This is a genomic window from Streptomyces sp. NPDC058307, from assembly GCF_042880295.1.
In the GTDB taxonomy this organism is placed as follows: Bacteria; Actinomycetota; Actinomycetes; order Streptomycetales; family Streptomycetaceae; genus Streptomyces.
In genome coordinates this window covers 1-3,364 of record NZ_JBHVYZ010000149.1, presented here as the reverse complement: position 1 = coordinate 3,364, position 3,364 = coordinate 1, and the positions used below count along the sequence as shown (strand labels likewise).

Annotated in this window: 2 protein-coding genes; both read left to right on the top strand. The window is 68.3% G+C overall.

The features are described from left to right. Window positions 1-2,741: SDR family NAD(P)-dependent oxidoreductase (locus ACFVYN_RS41170; protein ID WP_390008008.1), on the top strand; the 2,741-nt coding region annotated here is incomplete at its 5' end. Window positions 2,742-2,748: 7 nt separating this feature from the next. Further along, window positions 2,749-3,364: beta-ketoacyl synthase N-terminal-like domain-containing protein (locus ACFVYN_RS41165; protein WP_390008005.1), on the top strand; the 616-nt coding region annotated here is incomplete at its 3' end.

The following is a 3,364-nucleotide window of genomic DNA, read 5'->3' as shown; positions in this document are numbered from 1 at the left end:
CGTTGCTGGGGGCTGCGGTGTGGTTGTCCGACGGTGACGGTGTGGTGTTGACGGGCCGGTTGTCGGTGGCGGCAGCGCCGTGGCTCGCCGATCATGCCGTGCACGGCACTGTCCTGCTGGCGGGCACCGCGTTCGTCGACCTGGCGATCCACGCCGGGGACCTGGTCGGGTGCGGGACCCTCGAGGAACTCGCCCTGCAGGGACCGCTGGTACTGCCTGACCAAGGCGGTGTGCAGATCCAGGTGCACGTCAGTGGCGAGGAGGGTGACGGTCGTCGTTCGGTGACGGTTTCCTCGCGGGACGCGGAGGGGGAGTGGATCCGGCACGCGGTCGGCACGCTCTCGGCTGCCGTCAGCGCAGCACCTGCGCCGTTGGTGCAGTGGCCCCCGGCGGGTGCCGAACCGGTCCCGATCGAGGACGTCTACGACCACCTGGCCGAGCGCGGCTACGGATACGGGCCGACGTTCCGGGGACTGCGACGTGCCTGGCGCCGAGGCGAGACGATCTACACCGAGACCGAACTCCCCGAGACAGCCGAGACTGAAGCCGCAGGCGAGTCCGGGGTCGGGGCTGACGGGTTCGGGCTGCACCCCGCCCTGCTGGACGCAGCCCTGCACGGACTCATGGCCGGTGGTCATGCTGAGTCCGCTGCGAGGACGGGTCTGCCGTTCGCATGGTCGGGTGTTCGGCTGTTCGCCGGCGAAGCCCGTCACTTGCGAGCTGTTCTGGCTCCGGGGCCGGACGGGTCGATCGCCCTGAGCGCGTTCGACGGCGCGGGCCAGCCGGTGCTGGAGGTCCGTTCGCTGGTGCTGAGGGAGATCTCGCCGGGTCAGGTTACGGGTTCCGGCGAACATGAGGTGCGTCGTTCGCTGTTCACCGTGGACTGGGTCCCCCTCCCCGCCGCCCACGCACCCGACCTGCCGAAGTGGATCAGGCACGGGCAGGTACCCGGGGCGGAGTATCCGCCGGTGGTAGTGGCTGTGGTGCCGTCTGCCGCGGCCGGACAGAACGCGTCTGCCGCAGCTGCGCAGGCTACGGGCCTGGTGTTGGAGTGGTTGCAGGATTGGCTGGCTGATCCCGCCGCAGATGACGCGCAGTTGGCCATCTTCACTCACGGTGCGGCCAGTGGTCAGGATCTGTCGGCCGCAGCCGTGACCGGCTTGATGCGTTCCGCGCAGTCCGAGCATCCGGGCCGGTTCCTGCTGGTCGACATCGACCCGGCCACCGGACTGGACACCGACCGGGACGCCGACGTGGAAACCGTACTTGCGGCAGCCCTGAGCAACGGCGAGTCCGAGACACGGCTCCGCCCGGACATCGTTACCGGAGGACCGGCGGCGTTCGGACGACGCTTGGTACGGGCAAGGTCGGGCGATCCCCAGAGCCTGCCTGCCGAGTGGGATCCGCAGGGCACAGTACTGATCACCGGCGGCACCGGAACGCTGGGACGCCAGCTCGCCCGGCACCTGGTCACCACCCACGGCATGCGGCATCTGCTGCTGGTGTCCCGCCGGGGCCCCAACGCGCCCGATGCAGACGAGTTGGCCTCAGGGTTGGGTGAACTGGGCGCGACGGTCCGGATAGTGGCCGCGGATGCTGCCGATCGCGAGGCACTGGCCGCAGTCATTGGCGGGATAGCGGCCGAGCATCCGTTAACCGCGGTGGTGCACGCAGCTGGCGTGCTGGACGATGCCACCGTCGAGTCACTCACCCCGCAGCGCATCGCCACCGTGCTGGTCGCTAAGGCACATGCAGCGTGGAACCTCCACGAGCTGACCGAGGGGATGGGCCTCGCCGGATTTGTTCTCTACTCCTCGGCCGCCGCCATCCTAGGCAGCCCCGGGCAGGGCAGTTACGCGGCGGCCAACGCCTTCCTTGACGCTCTCGCCGCTCATCGCCGCGATCAGGGACTGGCGGGTCAGTCGCTCGCGTGGGGCGTGTGGGCGGAACGCTCGACGATCACCGCACACCTCGATGACGCGGACATGTCCCGGCTGGCCCGCGGCGGCATCCAGCCGATAACCACCGCACAAGGTCTGGCTCTGTTCGACGGCGCGGTCCGACTGACCACACCGCTCCTTGTCCCGGCGCGCTTGGAGTTGGCCGGGTTCTCGCGCACCGGCCAACTGCCCGCGCTGCTCAGTGAACTGGCCGTAGGCACAGGAAAACGGCCGACCGCAGCGGCAACGGCCGAGGGCCTGGCCGCCCGCCTGTCCGCGCTGAGTGCGGCCGACGGAGAGGAAGCCGTCCTGCAGATCGTACGCACCCACGCGGCAGCAGCGCTCGGACATTCCAGGCCCGAGGACGTCCAGCCGCAGCAGGCGTTCCGGGAGTTGGGCTTCGACTCCCTGACGGCTCTGGAACTGCGCAACCGGCTCGCCGCCGCCACCGGACTCCGACTGCCGGCCACACTCATCTTCGACCACCCGGTGCCCCTCGAACTGACCCGGTACCTGTACGACGAGCTGGTACCCCAGCAAGCCGGGGCCCTGGAGCTCGCCCTGGCAGATCTCGACGGTCTACGTGCGGCGTTGTCTGCCGTGCCCAGTGATGAGGTCGGTCGTGGGCGGATCACAGCACAACTCAACGCACTCATGGCGGAATGGCGGTCGCAGGGCGCCACGACGGAAGAGGAAGGCGACGCAGACGACCTTGATTCGGCTACCAACGAAGACCTGTTCAGTCTCGTCGAACAGGGATTTGAAACGCGCCTGACCGATCTGCCGAAGAGTAAGGAGTAGCTGACTCATGTCCGAGCAAGAGAAGCTTCGCGACCACCTGAAGCGAGCCATCAACGAGGGTCAGCGACTCCAGAGCCGACTGCGCAGGATTGAGGCGAGCACCCGCGAACCGATTGCGATTGTGGGGATGGGCTGCCGATTCCCGGGCGGGGTCGAGGACCCGCAGGGCTTCTGGCGGTTGGTGGACGGCGGGACGGACGCGATCTCGCGCTTCCCGGCCGACCGCGGCTGGGACCTGGATGCTCTTGAGGACTTCGACTGTGCCCCTGGCCGCGAGGACGCGCCTTACGAGGCCGTGGGTGGGTTCGTGTATGGCGCTGGTGATTTTGATGCGGGATTCTTCGGGATCAGTCCGCGTGAGGCTTTGGCGATGGATCCGCAGCAGCGGTTGCTGCTGGAGACGTGCTGGGAGGCCCTGGAGGACGCCGGTATCGATCCGCTCTCGCTGCGGGGTTCCGACGCCGGCGTTTACGCGGGGGTGATGTACCACGACTACGGCACCCTGCTCGGTGGTGATGTCGAAGGGCCGAGAGGGACCGGCACCACTGGAAGTGTGGTTTCGGGTCGTGTGGCGTATTGCTTGGGGTTGCAGGGTCCTGCGGTGTCGGTGGATACGGCGTGTT